Annotated in this window: 11 protein-coding genes; 6 read left to right on the top strand and 5 right to left on the bottom strand. The window is 66.4% G+C overall.

Going from position 1 to position 15,763, the window contains the following annotated elements; translation table 11 throughout:
- Nucleotides 1-88 precede the first annotated feature (88 nt).
- Nucleotides 89-1,918 carry a phosphoenolpyruvate carboxykinase (GTP) gene (locus AB4Z42_RS26930; protein ID WP_442012304.1) on the top strand — a complete coding sequence of 610 codons (1,830 nt, stop codon included), beginning with the start codon at nt 89-91 and terminating at the stop codon, nt 1,916-1,918.
- Between the two features lie 44 nt (nt 1,919-1,962).
- Here AB4Z42_RS26930 and AB4Z42_RS26935 read toward each other — a convergent pair whose 3' ends face one another.
- Complete coding sequence (locus AB4Z42_RS26935) at nt 1,963-4,620, bottom strand: ATP-binding protein (RefSeq protein ID WP_442012305.1); 2,658 nt, start codon at nt 4,618-4,620, stop codon at nt 1,963-1,965.
- A 116-nt stretch (nt 4,621-4,736) separates the two neighbouring features.
- On the opposite strand from AB4Z42_RS26935, the gene fadD4 reads away from it, so the two are divergent.
- Both fadD4 and AB4Z42_RS26945 read left to right on the top strand, forming a co-directional pair.
- The gene (fadD4, locus tag AB4Z42_RS26940) at nt 4,737-6,257 is read left to right on the top strand and encodes a fatty-acid--CoA ligase FadD4 (protein ID WP_442012306.1); all 1,521 of its coding nucleotides are present in this window, start codon (nt 4,737-4,739) and stop codon (nt 6,255-6,257) included.
- On the top strand, nt 6,257-7,147 hold the full coding sequence (locus tag AB4Z42_RS26945) for an enoyl-CoA hydratase/isomerase family protein (RefSeq protein WP_442012373.1): 891 nt from the start codon (nt 6,257-6,259) through the stop codon (nt 7,145-7,147). Before fadD4 ends, AB4Z42_RS26945 begins: the two co-directional genes overlap by 1 nt.
- Nucleotides 7,148-7,198: 51 nt before the next feature.
- Here the strand turns inward: AB4Z42_RS26945 and AB4Z42_RS26950 are convergent, their stop codons facing one another.
- Together AB4Z42_RS26950 and AB4Z42_RS26955 are read right to left on the bottom strand one after the other, a co-directional pair.
- A complete protein-coding gene (locus tag AB4Z42_RS26950; RefSeq protein WP_442012307.1) occupies nt 7,199-7,927 on the bottom strand; it encodes a GntR family transcriptional regulator in 729 nt (242 codons plus the stop codon).
- Nucleotides 7,927-9,072 carry an acyl-CoA dehydrogenase family protein gene (locus AB4Z42_RS26955; RefSeq protein WP_442012308.1) on the bottom strand — a complete coding sequence of 382 codons (1,146 nt, stop codon included), beginning with the start codon at nt 9,070-9,072 and terminating at the stop codon, nt 7,927-7,929. The genes AB4Z42_RS26950 and AB4Z42_RS26955 overlap by 1 nt, the downstream gene beginning before the upstream one ends.
- A 41-nt stretch (nt 9,073-9,113) precedes the next feature.
- Between AB4Z42_RS26955 and AB4Z42_RS26960 the strand changes: the two genes are divergently transcribed.
- Genes AB4Z42_RS26960 through AB4Z42_RS26970 form a run of 3 tightly spaced genes read left to right on the top strand, consistent with a single transcriptional unit; the run spans nt 9,114 to nt 12,584 of the window.
- The gene (locus AB4Z42_RS26960; RefSeq protein ID WP_442012309.1) at nt 9,114-10,160 is read left to right on the top strand and encodes a MaoC family dehydratase; all 1,047 of its coding nucleotides are present in this window, start codon (nt 9,114-9,116) and stop codon (nt 10,158-10,160) included.
- 13 nt (nt 10,161-10,173) lie between these two features.
- Nucleotides 10,174-11,289, top strand: coding sequence for a CoA transferase (locus AB4Z42_RS26965; RefSeq protein ID WP_442012310.1), 1,116 nt, complete (start codon nt 10,174-10,176; stop codon nt 11,287-11,289).
- Complete coding sequence (locus AB4Z42_RS26970) at nt 11,283-12,584, top strand: amidohydrolase family protein (RefSeq protein ID WP_442012311.1); 1,302 nt, start codon at nt 11,283-11,285, stop codon at nt 12,582-12,584. Before AB4Z42_RS26965 ends, AB4Z42_RS26970 begins: the two co-directional genes overlap by 7 nt.
- On the opposite strand, the gene AB4Z42_RS26975 is transcribed toward AB4Z42_RS26970, so the two are convergent.
- Both AB4Z42_RS26975 and AB4Z42_RS26980 read right to left on the bottom strand, forming a co-directional pair.
- Nucleotides 12,581-13,495 (bottom strand): alpha/beta hydrolase, encoded by a 915-nt coding sequence (locus AB4Z42_RS26975; RefSeq protein ID WP_442012312.1) that lies wholly within the window; start codon nt 13,493-13,495, stop codon nt 12,581-12,583. The genes AB4Z42_RS26970 and AB4Z42_RS26975 overlap by 4 nt on opposite strands.
- Before the next feature lie 30 nt (nt 13,496-13,525).
- Nucleotides 13,526-15,730, bottom strand: a complete 2,205-nt coding sequence (locus tag AB4Z42_RS26980) for an acyl-CoA dehydrogenase (protein WP_442012313.1) — start codon at nt 15,728-15,730, stop codon at nt 13,526-13,528.
- Between the last annotated feature and the right edge of the window lie 33 nt (nt 15,731-15,763).

Consider the following 15,763-nt stretch of genomic DNA (forward strand, 5'->3'; position numbering starts at 1 on the left):
ACGGGGACGACCGGATGCGCAGCCTCTTCAGGCGGGTTGACGCTCTAGGTGCCTGAGTCCTGGCAGAAAACATATACAGGAGATTTTGATGACCGCAGCGACCATTCCAGGTCTGGACACCGCACCGACCAAGCACAAAGGGCTGCTCGCCTGGGTCCAGGAGGTCGCCGAACTCACGCAGCCGGACCGGGTGGTGTTTGCCGACGGCTCCGAGGAGGAGGCCGCCCGGCTGTCCGAGCAGCTCGTCGAGGCGGGCACTTTCAAGCGGCTCGACGATCACAAGAAGCCGAACTCCTATCTGGCGCTCTCGGATCCCTCCGACGTGGCCCGCGTGGAATCGCGCACCTTCATCTGCTCTGAGAACGAGATCGACGCCGGTCCCACCAACAACTGGATGGCCCCCGCTGAGATGCGCGGCATCATGACAGACCTGTACCGCGGCTGTATGCGCGGTCGCACGATGTACGTCGTGCCGTTCTGCATGGGCCCCCTCGGTGCCGAGGACCCCAAGCTCGGCGTCGAGCTCACCGACTCCGAATACGTCGTCGTGTCGATGCGGACGATGACCCGGATGGGCAAGGCGGCGCTGGAGAAGATCGGCGAAGACGGCTTCTTCGTCAAGGCGCTGCACTCCATCGGCGCCCCACTGGAGGCCGGCCAGAAGGACGTCCCGTGGCCGTGCAACGACACGAAGTACATCAGCCACTTCCCCGAGAGCCGCGAGATCTGGAGCTTCGGCTCAGGCTACGGCGGCAACGCGCTGCTCGGTAAGAAGTGCTACTCGCTGCGTATCGCGTCGGCGATGGCGCACGACGAGGGCTGGCTCGCCGAGCACATGCTGATCCTCAAGCTGATCTCGCCGGAGAACAAGTCGTACTACGTCGCGGCGGCGTTCCCGTCGGCCTGCGGTAAGACCAACCTCGCCATGCTGCAGCCGACGATCGAGGGCTGGCGCGCCGAGACCGTCGGTGACGACATCGCCTGGATGCGGTTCGGCAAGGACGGCCGCCTCTACGCGGTCAACCCGGAGTTCGGCTTCTTCGGCGTCGCACCGGGCACCAACTGGTCGTCGAACCCGAACGCGATGAAGACCATCGAGGCGGGCAACACCGTCTTCACCAACGTCGCACTGACCGACGACAACGATGTCTGGTGGGAGGGCCTGGAAGGCGAACCCGATCACCTCATCGACTGGAAGGGCAACGACTGGGTTCTGCGCGAGACGGAAAGCAAGGCCGCGCATCCCAATTCGCGCTACTGCACCCCGATGTCGCAGTGCCCGACGCTGGCCCCGGAGTGGGACGACCCGCAGGGTGTGCCGATCTCGGCGATCCTGTTCGGTGGTCGCCGCAAGACGACGGTGCCGCTCGTGACGCAGGCTCGCGACTGGCAGCACGGCGTCTTCATCGGCGCCACACTGGGTTCCGAGCAAACCGCGGCCGCAGAGGGCAAGGTCGGCACCGTCCGGCGTGACCCGATGGCCATGCTGCCGTTCCTGGGCTACAACGTCGGCGACTACTTCGCGCACTGGATCGACATCGGCAAGAACGCCGACGAGTCGAAGATGCCGAAGATCTTCTTCGTCAACTGGTTCCGTCGTGGCGACGACGGCCGCTTCCTGTGGCCGGGCTTCGGCGAGAACAGCCGCGTGATGAAGTGGATCGTCGACCGCATCGAGCAGAAGGCCGGCGGTAAGACGACGCCGATCGGGATCGTGCCGACCGCAGAAGATATGGACCTGTCGGGTCTGGATGTCGACGCGGCCGACGTCAACGAGGCGCTCGCCGTGAACACCGCCGAGTGGCGCGAAGAGATCCCGTTGATCGAGGAGTGGTTCGAGTTCGTCGGTGAGAAGCTGCCCACGGGAATCAAGGACGAGTTCGACGCCTTGAAGCACCGTCTCGCCGAAGCGGACTAGTCACTTCCTCACCTCCCTCGCGAGCGCGCGTGGCTCGCGTGCTTCTAGCGTTCGGCGGCCATCTCCGCGCGTACACGATCGATCTGTTCGCAGGCGTACGTCACGGCGCTCGCCAAGGTCATCTGCGCGCCCGCGCGAGCGAGGGAGTCGTACGCATCATCACCGAGCGCATCGCGTAATCGAACTTCATCCGTAGCCAACATCGGGAATGACGAGCGGTTGAAGGGCGTGTCTGCGCAACCGATCAACGTCGCGGCGGCTTCGGCTCGCCCGATCCGGACGAACAGTGACGCAAGGGCGGCGAACGAGTTTCCGACGAGGAAGAAGTTGCCCGAATCGTACTGATTGCGAATCGACACAATCGAGTAGTCGAGGGCGTCGGCGGGCTCGCCGTGGGCGGCCGTGAGGGAAGTCAGCATCGCCGCGATGTTCGACTCCGTCTGTCTACTTCCACTGGCCTGTGCGATTTCGAGTCCCCGACGCAGAGCGTCATAGGCGATGCGGGAATCACGGTCGCGGTACGCGGTGCCGTAGGCGAACAGCGCCCACGCGGCGTAGGTCGGGTTGTCGGTAGCCTCGAGCATGGCGGGCAGTTCGTCAGCCACATCGATTGCCTCGTCATTCTGACCGGCCATTTGTAGCGCGATGACAAAGAGGGCGCGCGTGTGGATATGGATGTCGGGATGCAGCGTGACCGCGGTGCGGCACCAATCGAGCCATCGTTCGGGCTCACCCGCCGCCGCGTAGGGAGCGGCGAGGGATGCCTCGTGCTCTCGGCGAGTCTCGTCGAAGCGGCCACTGAGAATCGCCTCCTGCCCTGCGGTGGCATAACCCAGTGCATCCTCGATTCGACCGGCTGTGAAGCACAGTGCCGCAATGCCATACAGCTGGGCGAGACGCCGGTGGCCGATCCTTCGCGCGGGCTCGATCAGTTCCTCGTTCCATCGGATTGGTTCGTAGTGGTCGCTCCAGAATCCCGCCAGCGCAGCGTAAATGGCGATGGCCGAAGCGGAGTCGATGTCGTCGGAGTCGAGGGCAAAGCGGAATGCGGTGCGCAAGTTGGCCATCTCGACGGTCAACCACGAGTACGCCTCGCGTTGGCGTGGCCCATCCCACAGGGTGGTGATGCTGCTTTCGAGCCCTGCGAAGTAGCGCGCATGGATGGTACGCACGGCGTCGGGGTCACCCGTCGTGACGAGTTGCTCTTCGGCGAACTGACGAATGGTCTCGAGCATGGAGTACCGGGTGTGTCCTGCTGACCTGTCGGCGACGACGAGTGACTTTCGAACCAGCGCGTCCAGCGTGTCCAGCGTGGTGAATTCGTCGTCCGAGCCCGACACGCCACATGCGGCGGCCAGATCGAATCCGCCCGAGAACACGGAGCACGTTGCGAGCAAGTCCTTTTCGTTATCGTCGAGCAGGTCGTAAGACCATTGCACCGCATGACGCAGGGTCTGGTGACGCTCTAGCTGCCGTCGTGATCCGACGAGGAGGCGGAACCGTCTATCGAGCCGATCTCGAACCTCTGTGACGGTCATCGACTGCATGCGTGACGCGGCCAACTCGATAGCCAGAGGTATTCCGTCCAGGCGTTGGCATATCTCGGTGATTTCCTCCGGATGGTTGGACGCCGAGAAGGCGGGCGAGACTGCCTGCACGCGTTCGACGAAAAGCATTGCAGCAGTCGACTCGACGCCGCTGCCGACGTCGAGTGAGGGCACCGGCCAGAGCTGTTCGTCCGCCAGTCCGAGGCCCTCTCGGCTGGTCGCAAGGATCGTGACGGTGGATGACGCCCCTAGAATCGCTCCGATCAGACCGGCGGAGCTGTCGAGCACATGTTCGCAGTTGTCGAACACCAGCAGCCGGGAACGTCCCCGTAGCGCCGACGCGATGCTGGCCGTCACCGTCATGCCCGGCTGCTGTTTGACGCCGAGCACCGCTGCCGTCGCCTCGGGGATGGCGGTCTCGTCGGCTATCGCGGCAAGCTCTATGACGAACACACCGTCCAGGTAGGCACTTGCTGAGCGCCCGGCTATCTCCAAAGCCAAGCGTGTTTTGCCGACTCCTCCGACGCCGGTAAGCGTCACCAAACGATGCTGTTTCAACGCCGATTGCAGCTCGTTGAGTTCTGTCTCACGACCGATCAGGTTGGTAGTGGGGACCCGCAGATTCCCCGGCGCCGAATCCTCGGTCTTCAGCGGCGGGAAATCAGTTCGCAACTCCGCGGCCTGGACCTGAAAGATCTCGACCGGCTTCGCGATGTCACGTAATCGCTTGCTTCCCAGCGTCGTCATGTCCGCGGCGGGAACCAAACCGGCGGTTGTCCCGTCGAGCAGAATCTGGCCGCCGTGCCCTGCTGCCATCACCCGAGCGGCACGGTTGAGGACGGCGCCGAAGTAGTCGCCGTCGCGAAGTTGGGCTTCGCCGGTAGCAAGGCCCATCCGCACGGGGAGTTCGAGGGAGCGTTGGGCGGCGACGGCGGCGTCGACGGCATCGCCGGGTGAGGCGAATACTGCGCACACCCCGTCGCCGGTGTGTTTGAACACCACACCGCCGTGGTCTTGGATCGCATCCCTCAACACTGCGTCATGAATGCCGAGTGCCGAGCGCATCGCGTCCGCGTCGGCTTCCCACCGGCGGGTCGATCCCTCGATGTCGGTGAACAGAAACGTGACGACGCCCGACGGCGCGGCGTTGGTCATTCGCGCACCTCGACCCCCGATTCCCCGGCGATGTGATCGTAGGTCTGGCAGCGCGCCCAACCTGTGTCTTTCGACCACTTGACACCTGTCAAGATCGCACGTCGTAAAGTCGGCGCATGCAGATTCGCGAGCATGCCGAGGCCACGCCCGACAAGCCGGCCGTCATCATCCATCCGGCCGCAACCGTGGTCACGTTCAAGGAGCTGGAAGAGCGGGCCAACCGGCTGGCCCACCATTTCCGGCACGCCGGGCTGATCGAGGGCGACACCGTCGCTGTCCTCATGGAGAACAACGAGCATCTGCCGACGGTGATGTGGGCCGCGCGGCGCAGCGGTCTGTACTACACGGTGGTGAGCACTCATCTCACACCGCCCGAGGTGGCGTACATCATCGACAACAGTGGTGCGAAGGCGGTGATCGGCTCACAGGCGACGCGCACAGTGTGCCAAGGACTCGCAGAGCTGGATGTGCTGCCCGATCTGCTGCTGATAGCCGACGACGACCTCGACGGGTGGCAGCGCTACCCCGAGTGTGTCGTGAACCGGCCCAGCACACCCATCGACGACGAGATCGAGGGCGATCTACTTCAGTACTCGTCGGGAACCACCGGCCGTCCCAAGGGAATTCGCCGCGAACTCACCCATGCCAAGCCCGCCGACACACCGAATCTGGTGTCGGCACTCCTGATGGCCATCCAGATGAGCCAGGATTCCGTCTATCTGAGCCCGGCGCCGCTGTACCACACCGCACCGTGCCTGTGGTCGATGAGCGCGCAGGCGATGGGTGTGACGACCGTGATCATGTCGAAGTTCAACCCCGAGTCCGCCTTGGACGCCATCCAGAGATACCGGGTGACCAGCGGCCAGTTCGTCCCGGCCATGTTCGTCCGGATGCTGAAACTTCCTGAAGACGTGCGCAATTCGTTCGATACGTCCAGCCTGCAACGAGTCGTACACGCGGCGGCGCCATGCCCGGTCGACATCAAGAAGCAGATGATCGATTGGTGGGGCCCGGTCGTCGACGAGTACTACTCTTCGTCAGAAGGTGCCGGCATCACCTTCATCTCGGCCGAGGAATGGCTGAAACGTCCTGGCTCCGTTGGTAAACCGCTGCTCGGTGTGGCACACGTCCTCGACGAGGACGGGAATGACCAGCCGCCCAACCAGGCCGGCCAGATCTACTTCGACCTGGGTGTCGTGCAGTTCGTCTATCACAAGGATCCCGACAAGACCGCCGAGTCACGCGACAGACACGGCTGGGTGACGGTCGGCGACGTGGGCTATCTGGACGACGACGGCTACCTGTACCTCACCGACCGCAAGCATCACATGATCATCTCCGGCGGCGTCAACATCTACCCGCAGGAAGCCGAGAACATGTTGGTCACCCATCCCAAGGTGCTCGACGCCGCGGTGTTCGGCATCCCCGACGACGAGATGGGCCAGAGCGTCAAGGGCGTCGTTCAAACCGTCGACCCCGCAGACGCCACCGAGGAATTCGGCGAGGAATTGCTCGGATGGCTGCGTGAACGGTTGGCGCACTACAAGTGTCCGCGGTCGCTGTCGTTCGAACCGCAGCTGCCGCGTACGGAGACCGGCAAGATGTTCAAGCAGGAGTTGATAGCGAAATACTCGTGATTAGCGGGGAAGTCGTCGAACTCGCCGACGGCGTCGTCGTAGCGATCGGATCGCCAAGCGACGACGCGACTTTCACGCTCACCGAAGCGAAAGGCGACGACCGTCGCGCCGTCACGGTGGCCTCGGTGCCCGAGGCTCTCGAGGCACTGAGCGAGCGGTGCCTGAGATGGCCGCAGGCCGCCGCGGTCTGCAGCGACGTGCTGCGCGCGCTCGATGTCGAGGCGTCCGCGTTCACCGGAGTCATCACCGAGTCGCTCGCCTACTCGACGCTGCAGTCGGGACCGGAGTTCGCACGCTGGCTCGGCGAGCGGGGATCCGCACGGCCGGTCGACATCCCGGATCCGGTGCAGGCGGAGCGCATCGACAACACGCTCTACGTGCGGTTCAACCGGCCGCAGCGGCACAACGCGTTCTCGACCGATGCCCGGGCGGCGCTGCTGGAAGCACTCGAGGTCGCCCGCCTCGACCCGTCGGTGACCGACGTCGTGCTCTCAGGCAACGGTCCGTCGTTCTGCAGCGGTGGTGATCTCGCCGAGTTCGGCACGTTCGCCGACCCGTCGAGCGCCCATCTGGCCCGCACCCGGCACAGCCCCGCCCTGGTGCTCGACGAGCTGAGTGCGCGACTGGGCCGGCGGTGCCGCGCGGAGGTGCACGGTCAGGTGCTGGGCAGTGGGCTGGAGATGGCCGCGTTCTGCGGATGGGTGCGGTCGCGGACGGACGTCGTCTTCGGCCTGCCGGAGCTGAGCCTGGGACTGATACCCGGCGCGGGCGGCACGGTGAGCGTCACGCGCAGGATCGGGCGCTGGCGTACGGCGTATCTGGTGCTGAGCGGTCAGACCATCGATGCGCAGACGGCTCTTCAGTGGGGTCTGGTCGACGAAGTCGTGTGATTTCGGCGTGGCTGGTCACGCTCAGCGTGACTGCGCACGCCGAAATCACAACTAGCCCGACCGGCGCAGCGTCACCCGGTACGTGTACTGCTCCGGGAGAAAGTGGCTGACGGACAACTCGACGGGGCGGCCAGCGGTGTCGCTGTACAGCCGGTCCACCCTCAGCATCGGATGACCGGGCTCGCACAAGACCGCGTCAGCTACCGTACCGTCCGCGGTTGCGACCGTAATCGACTGTGCGGCCTCGGCGATGGGCTCGACCAGATGCGGCTCGAGCATGCCGATCACCGTCTGGACTCCCACCGCACCGTCCTTGAGTTCGGGTGACGACAGCACCGCATGCGCGACTGCAGGCACCAGGTGCACCGCCGTCATCACGAACGGAACACCGTCGTGAAGGCGCCGGAACACCACCGAGTAGACGATGTCGTCGTCGAGCCGCAGCCGGCTGGCGGCATCGAGGTCCACCCGCCTGCGCAGCCCGGACAGCACTTCCATCGTGGTGTCGTCGGACAGGCTCATCAGGTCTTCGATCGAGCCCAGCTGGCGTAGATAGCGTTGTCCCGCCTCGCTGGCGTAGGTCCCGCGCCCCGGCACCCGGTACACCACACCCTCGGCGACCAGGTCCGCGAATGCACGCCGCACCGTCTGGCGCGAAAGCCCGTGACGCTCCACCAGTTCGGATTCCGTGGGCAGCCGACTGCCGTCGCTGTATCGACCCGAGGCGATATCGTCGCGAAGATGTTCGCGCAGAGTCTGATACGCCGGCGCGGACCGCATCAGATCCCGCCGCGGGCGACCAGCTGAGCGGCGATCACATTGCGCTGAATCTCGTTGGTGCCCTCGCCGACGATCATCAAGGGCGCATCGCGGAAGTACCGCTCGACGTCGAACTCGGTGGAATATCCGTAGCCGCCGTGGATCCTGACGGCGTTCAATGCGATCTCCATCGCGATCTCGGAGGCGAACAGCTTCGCCATCCCGGCTTCCATGTCGGCACGCTCACCGCTGTCATACCGTTGGGCGGCATAGAGAGTCAGCTGTCGCGCGGCCGTCAGCTTGGTCGCCATATCGGCAAGATAGTTGCCGATGGACTGGTGCTTCCAGATCGGCTGGCCGAAGGTCTCGCGCTCCTGGGCGTACTTCAGTGCATCCTCCAGCGCCGCCGCCGCCACTCCGAGCGCGCGCGAGGCCACCTGGATACGACCGGTCTCAAGACCTTTCATCATGTGCGCGAAGCCCTTGCCCGGCTCGCCACCGAGTATCGCCGTCGTGGGTGTGCGGTAGCCGTCGAACGTCAGCTCGCAGGATTCGACACCCTTGTAACCCAGCTTCGGAAGGTCCCGCGACACCGTCAGACCCTCTCCGTGCTCGACGAGCACCACCGAGATGCCCCGGTGTTTCGGCGTCGCGGCCGGATCGGTCTTGCACAGCAGGGCGATCAGACCCGACCGGCGCGCATTGCTGATCCAAGTCTTTGCGCCGTTGATCACCAAGTCGGAGCCGTCGACCGCGGCGACGGTGGTGATGTTCTGGAGATCCGAACCCCCGCCCGGCTCGGTGAGCGCCATCGTCGCCCTCAGCTCACCCGTCGCCATCGGCGGCAGATATCTCTGCTTCTGCTCCTCGGTACCGAACAGCGCCAGCAACTTGGCCACGACGGTGTGTCCGCCCATCGCGCCGGCCAGGCTCATCCAACCCCGCGACAGCTCCTGCGTGACCTCGACATAACAGGGGGTCGACACGGGGGAGCCGCCGTAGGACTCGGGGATCGCCAGGCCGTAGATGCCGATGCGTTTCATCTGCTCGATCCACGCCTCGGGGTATTCGTTGGCGTGCTCGACCTCGCGCACCGCAGGTTTCACATCGCGGTCGACGAATGCCCGCACCGTCGCCACCAGCATGGTTTCTTCTTCAGTCAACATATGTACGGCCATATTTGCACTTTGTGCGGCCCAATGCCAACATGGCTGCTGTGAGCGGCCCATTCTTCGACGACCTCGAGGTCGGACTGGTCTTCGACGCCGCACCGTCGATGACCCTGACCGCCGGGGCGGCGGCCGTTCATCAGTCGATCATCGGCGATCGGTTGCGCCTTGCCCTCGACGGTGAGCTCGCGGCCGCCGTCGCCGGCGCCCCGGGCCCGCTGGCCCACCCCTCGTTGGTGTGCGACGTGGCGATCGGGCAGTCGACCCTGGCGACCCAGCGGGTCAAGGCCAACCTGTTCTACCGCGGTCTGATGTTCCACCGCTTCCCGGTAATCGGCGACACACTGTTCACCCGCACCGAAGTGGTTGGGATGAAGCAGAACTCGGTCAAGCCTGGCCGCGCACCCACGGGGCTTGCGGCGCTGCGGATGACCACAGTCGACGATGTCGGCCGGCTGATCCTCGACTTCCACCGCTGCGCCATGCTGCCGCTGAGCGACCAGGCCCCCGACACCGGTCACGCCGACGACCTCTCCGCGATCGGCACCGAGGACGTACCCGTTCCCGACCCGACGGCCGACTGGAACCCCGAGGCGTACCGAGCGAAGGTCCCCGGCGCTCATTTCGATACGGGGATGGCGGGTGCGGTGCTGCACAGCACGGCCGACGTCGTGAGCGGCGCCCCCGAACTCGCGCGGTTGACCCTGAACATCGCTGCGACACATCATGATTGGCGAGTCGGCGGCCAGCGGCTGGTGTACGGGGGGCACACCATCGGCCTGGCGCTGGCACAGGCCACCCGGCTGTTGCCCAATATGGTGACGGTGCTGGGCTGGCAGTCGTGCGCCCACACCGGACCTGTGCACGAGGGTGACACGCTCTACAGCGAGTTGCATGTCGAGGGCGCGGTGCCGTTGCCGGAAGGCCGTGGCGGGGTCCTCAAGCTGAGGTCATTGGTCTATGCCGTCCCAGGGGGCAGGAGCGGTGGGCCCACGCCCGTAGGGCAGGGGACGACTCGGGGGAGCACTCCGGGGGAGCCGGACCAGCAGGTACTGGACTGGCGCTTTACTGCCCTGCAGTTCTGAGCACAATGAGCTTGTGACGTCTCTGGTCGTCCCTGATGCCGTGCTGACGCGGGCACGGGGTATCGCAGGAGAATTCGGTGACCTCACCGGCGCCGAGGTCGACGCCGACGTGATCATCGCCGGCCGCGCCGGGATGCTGGATCAATCGCCGCGTGGTCGGATATCGGCGGGCGGAGCAACGCATCTGATGCGAAGTCGCGACGGGTGGTGTGCGCTGACGCTGGCGCGTCCCGATGATGTCGACGCCGTTTCCGCGCTGATCCAGGTCGACGCACCGGGCGATGATCCCTGGCCCGAGGTGCACCGCTGGGTGTCCGAACACGACTCCGGTGACGTCACCGATCGGGGGCGGCTGCTCGGGCTTCCCGTCGCCGCGCTCGGCGAGACGCCGGCCGAAGCGCCGCGCGTCTCCCCCCGTGGTGCGGCAACGACAGGGCGCGGTCCGTCAGGGCTTCTGGTCGCTGACCTGTCCGCGATGTGGGCGGGTCCGCTCTGCGGACAGTTGCTGGCATGGGCGGGCGCGACCGTCGTCAAGGTCGAGAGCATGTCCCGCCCCGACGGTGCGCGTGCCGGACCGCGAGAGTTCTTCGACTGGATGAACGGCGGAAAGCTCTCGTATCTAGTCGATTTCGATGATCCGACGGGTCTGCGGGCTTTGCTCGCCGCGGCCGATGTGGTGATCGAGTCCTCGCGCCCGGCCGCACTCGCGCGGCGCGGTCTGGGGCCGGCGGATGTCGATCCGCGTGACGGCAACGTCTGGCTGCGGATCACCGGCCACGGTACCGAGGGTCAGTGCGCCAACTGGGTGGCGTTCGGCGACGACGCCGCGGTCTCCGGTGGACTGGTCCGCGGCGCCGACGACGATCCGGTCTTCTGCGGTGATGCAATCGCCGATCCACTGACGGGTCTGGAGGCCGCCGTCGCGGTCGCGCAGTCGCTGTGCCGGGGCGGCGGCGAGCTGATCGAGGTGTCGATGTCGGCCGTCGCCGCCATGTACGCCGAACTTCCGGCTGGCTGCGAAATCCACTGCACCGCAGTCCCGCAGCCGTCGATACCGGCATCGGTGCTGGGCGCCGACAACGGGCTCGTCGACCGGCTGATCACCGAGAAGCATCTTGCTTCATGCTGATTCAGCGCGCGACCCTGCTCGACGGGGGCACCGTCGACATCCGCGCGGAGGAGCGGATCATCGCAGTGGCACCTGGGCTGGTGTCGGTGCCAGGCGAGCAGGTCTATGACGCCGCAGGCGCAACCGTCATCCCGGGTCTGCACGACCACCACGTCCACCTCCATTCCGCGGCCGCAGCGTTGACGTCGATTCGGGTGGGTCCGTCCGAAGTGCACAGCCGCACCGGTCTGGCACGAGCGCTCGCGGCCGCCGAGGTGGGAAGCGACGGATGGCTGCGTGCCGTCGGATATCACGAGGCGGTCGCGGGGCCGCTGGACCGCAATACCCTGGATGAGCTGTCGCCGCCGGTGCCGGTCAGGATCCAGCACCGCAGCGGAGTCCTGTGGACCCTGAACTCAGCCGGGCTGGCACGGGTCGGCCTTCCTGATCACCCAGACGGCCGGCTACCCAGCGCCGACCACACGTGGTCGGATAGTTTGCAGCGCAACGACAGTGGACTTGCCGAGGTCAGCAGGCGCCTCAGTACGTACGGGGTGACCGGCGTGACCGACGCGACTCCGGACCTGGAAGTCGGCGATGTCGTCAAACTTATGCAAGCCCACCGCCACGGCGAACTGCATCAACGTGTGCATTGTCTGGCCCCCGGCAAGCGCATCCTGCACGACACCGATCTGGACCTTCGGGGCCTCACCGAATGGATCGCCGAGCGGCACGCCGACGACGCACCCGTCGCGGTGCACTGCGTCACCGCCGCGCAATTGGTTGTCACCCTGGCCGCGCTGCGATCGGCGGGTCACCATCCGCAGGATCGCATCGAGCACGCCGCGGTGGTTCCGGCCGACAGTGTCGCGGACATCGTCGATGCCGGGGCGACCGTCGTGACGCAGCCCAACTTCGTCGCCGAACGCGGCGAGCAGTATCTCGAGGACGTGCCCGCCGACGAGCATCGCGATCTTTGGCGGGTGGCCTCGTTGTTGGCGGCCGATGTTCCTGTTGCGCTCTCCACCGATATGCCTTTCGGCCACGACGATCCGTGGGCGGCGATGCGCGCCGCCGTGTTTCGCACCACCGGCGCGGGAACCGTGCTCGGCACCGAAGAACGGGTGCCGCCACGCACCGCGCTGGAGATGTTCTTCGGCGCGGCGGACCAGCCGACTGTGCCGCGCCGGATCGCACCGGGCCAACTCGGGGACCTCTGCATCCTGGCGGCACCCCCAGCCGAAGTGCTCGGCGAACTCGACTCGGGCATGGTCGCGGCCACGATCGTCGCTGGGGCCGTGGTCTATTGGGGCTAGGCGGCCGAAGGTGTCAGCACGCTCCGCAGCATGGCGCACTGACTGTCGAAGAACGACTGTGACACTTTGGCTTTCGGGACGATGCCGTCGAAGCCGTGAAAGGCGCCCTCGACGATCTCGATGTCGCATGGGACGCCGGCCGCCTTCAGCCGTTCCGCGTATGCGAGGTCCTCGTCGTGGAACAGATCCAGTGTCCCGACGCCCATCCATGCCGGCGGCAGCCCGCTCAGATCGGCCCGCCTGGCAGGCACCGCGACCTCGGGATCGGCGTCGCCAAGGTAGGCCGACCACCCGAACCTGTTGTTCGTCCGGTTCCACAGCCGCAGGCCGGGATTGTCCTGGCCGTCGCGACCAACGGTGCGGTCGTCGAGCATCGGATACACCAGCAGTTGGGCGGCCAATGCCACCTCGCCGCGATCGCGCGCGAGCAGCGCCAGTGCGGCCGCGAGCCCGCCGCCCGCGCTGGCGCCGCCGATCGCGACGCGGTCCGCGTCCACCGATGGCAGTGCCGTCAACCATTTCAACGCCGCGTAGCAGTCTTCGAGCGGCACCGGGTAGGAGTGTTCGGGCGCCAGTCGGTAGTCGACCGACGCCACCGTGGCGCCGAGGCGGCGGGCATAGCGGCGGCACAGCTGGTCGTCCTGTCCCGGGTGGCCGATGACATAGCCGCCGCCGTGGATCCACAGCAGCGCGGGTCCTGGGCCGGCGCCCGCGGTCGGCCGGTACAACCACACGCCGACACCCGACGGCAGGGTCAACGCTTCGACGTCTTCGGGGGCACGGCGCCACATGCGGCGGGTCACCATCCGCATGATGGGCAACGTCACCGGCGTCACCGATTGTTTCGGCGTGAGCCGCGCGATCTTGCGCAGGTCTGGATGGAAGTCCGAAGGGTTGAAAGAGCCCGGCACTCTTCCAGTATGTCTGAGGGTCCGCCACGGCTATTTCAGCAGCGGGTCGCGCGGCAGGCCGAGGATCCGTTCGGCGATCGTGTTCCTGGTGATCTCCGATGTGCCGCCGGCGATGGTCATCGCCCGGTTGCCGAGGTAGGCCTGCGTCAGCGTCGGTGTCTGCCCGACGACGGCCGCCGAGCCTGCCAGTTCCAGACCCAGTTCGGTCATCCGCTGGCCCGCCTCGGCGAGCAGCAACTTGGTGACGTTGCCTTCGGGGCCGGGCTCGGATCCGGCGATCGCGCGGGTGACCCGGCGCAGATTGAGCAGCCTCAACGTGTGCGACTCGGCGATGACTTCGCCTGCGCGGCGCAGGTAGTACGCCGCGGTCTCGGCGGGGGCGTTGTCGAGCAGCTTGATGAGATCGCCGGCAGTGAACCCGCTGGCGCCGCCCGATCCGCCGCCGATCGACACGCGCTCGTTGCCGAGGGTGGCCCGGGCCACCAGCCAACCCTTGTTGACGTCGCCGACCACATCCTCATCTGGCACGAAGACATCGTCGAAGAACACCTCGTTGAAATGCGCGTGACCGGTGAGGCCCTTGAGCGGATTGACAGTGACGCCTTCGGCTTTCATGTCGATCGCCATCATCGTCACGCCTGCGTGCTTCGCGGCGTCGGGATCGGTGCGCACGGTGGCCAGTCCCCACTGGCACAGGTGGGCCAGGCTGGTCCACACCTTCTGCCCGGTGACGCGCCATCCGCCGTCGACCTTCTTGGCCGACGTGCGCACCGCGGCGGCGTCGCTGCCCGCGCCCGGCTCGGAGAAAAGCTGGCACCACATCACTTCCCCGCGCAGCACCGGTTCGACCCAGCGCTCACGCTGGTCCTCGGTGCCTGCCTGGGAGATCGTCAGCGTCACCCAGCCGGTGATGCCCATATCGGGTCGATCGACCGGTTTCGATTCCCCGGTCGCTCCGCTCCTGCCCGCCGTACCGAACTCCTCCTCGATCACCAACTGCTCGAGGACGTCCGCGGCGCGGCCCCACGGCTTGGGCCAGTGCGGCACCAGGTACCCGGAGTCGACCAGGAAGTCGCGCTGCTTCTCGGTCGGCAGCCCGCGCAGTGTGGTGACGGCCTCGCGCGCCTGCTCGCGGTACTTCTCGGCTTCGTCGGGCAGTGTGAACGAGGCGCCGTGCGCCTGGCCGCTGCGCTGCCCCTCGACGACGTCGAGCAGCGGATCACCCGCTTCGGCCGTCAATGCGGCGAGGGTCCGGGCCCGGCGCAGGTACAGGTGCGAATCATGCTCCCAGGTGAAGCCGATCCCGCCGTGCAGCTGAATATTGTTCTGCGAGTTGAAAACCTGGGTTCGAATGGCGTGTGATGCGGCGACCGCGGCGGCGAACCATGCGGTGTCGAGGTCGTCGGCGCGCGCCGCGTCCCAGGTCGCCGCGGTGGTCTCCTCGGCGTTGACGAGCATGTTCGACGCGTGATGCTTGACCGCTTGAAAGGTGCCGATCGTGCGCCCGAACTGCTCGCGCACCTTGGCGTACTCGACGGCCATCTCCAGACTCGCCCAGCTGACACCGACCGCCTCTGCGGACGCCAGAATCCGGAACACCGTTCGCGCCTTGCGTGCGGCACCGCGCAGGACCCGGTCATCGGCGACTGCGACGTCGCGTAACGCGACGGACCCGATGCTTCTGGTGGGGTCCAGGGAATCCAGTGCCGTGACGGTGACTCCTTCGGCGCCTGCGTCGACCACCACAACGTCCTCACCTGCGACGACGACCAGCAGGTCGGCGTCAGGCGCACCCAGTACGGCCGGACTCTCACCGGTCGCCACCTGATCGGACCCGATCTTCACGGTGCCCGACACCGCCAGCGCGCCGATGGTCTTGCCATCGGCCAGTCCCGGAAGTACTTGGGCACGAAGGGAATCCGGTGCGCAGCGATCGATCACCACTGCCGCTGCGACGCTCGGCAGGAACGGGCCGGGGCACAGTTCGTGGCCCTGGGCCTCCAGCACCACGGCCAGTTCGGACAGCCCGAAGCCCGAACCACCGTGTTCCTCGGCGATCGCCAGGCCCGCCCAGCCCAGGTCGGCGGCCGCCGACCATATCTCGGCCGGATGCGAGGGCCCGCCGTCGAGTGTCGCGCGGGCGGCGGCCCGCGAGTTCACCCGGTTGAGCTGGCCAAACGCGGCGTCGGCAAGGTCTGTGTGTTCTTCAGTGATGGCAAGGGCTGACTTACTCACGGTGGAAGTCCTCATTCACGATCGATTTACGTT

It is taken from the genome of Mycobacterium sp. 2YAF39, assembly GCF_052114565.1.
Lineage (GTDB): Bacteria > Actinomycetota > Actinomycetes > Mycobacteriales > Mycobacteriaceae > Mycobacterium.

Excerpts from the sequence above, each read along its gene's own strand:
- AB4Z42_RS26930 (WP_442012304.1), top strand. The coding sequence starts at position 89 with ATGACCGCAGCGACCATTCCAGGTCTGGACACCGCACCGACCAAGCAC.
- AB4Z42_RS26935 (WP_442012305.1), bottom strand. The coding sequence starts at position 4,620 with ATGACCAACGCCGCGCCGTCGGGCGTCGTCACGTTTCTGTTCACCGAC.
- fadD4 (WP_442012306.1), top strand. The coding sequence starts at position 4,737 with ATGCAGATTCGCGAGCATGCCGAGGCCACGCCCGACAAGCCGGCCGTC.
- AB4Z42_RS26950 (WP_442012307.1), bottom strand. The coding sequence starts at position 7,927 with ATGCGGTCCGCGCCGGCGTATCAGACTCTGCGCGAACATCTTCGCGAC.
- AB4Z42_RS26955 (WP_442012308.1), bottom strand. The coding sequence starts at position 9,072 with ATGTTGACTGAAGAAGAAACCATGCTGGTGGCGACGGTGCGGGCATTC.
- AB4Z42_RS26960 (WP_442012309.1), top strand. The coding sequence starts at position 9,114 with ATGGCTGCTGTGAGCGGCCCATTCTTCGACGACCTCGAGGTCGGACTG.
- AB4Z42_RS26970 (WP_442012311.1), top strand. The coding sequence starts at position 11,283 with ATGCTGATTCAGCGCGCGACCCTGCTCGACGGGGGCACCGTCGACATC.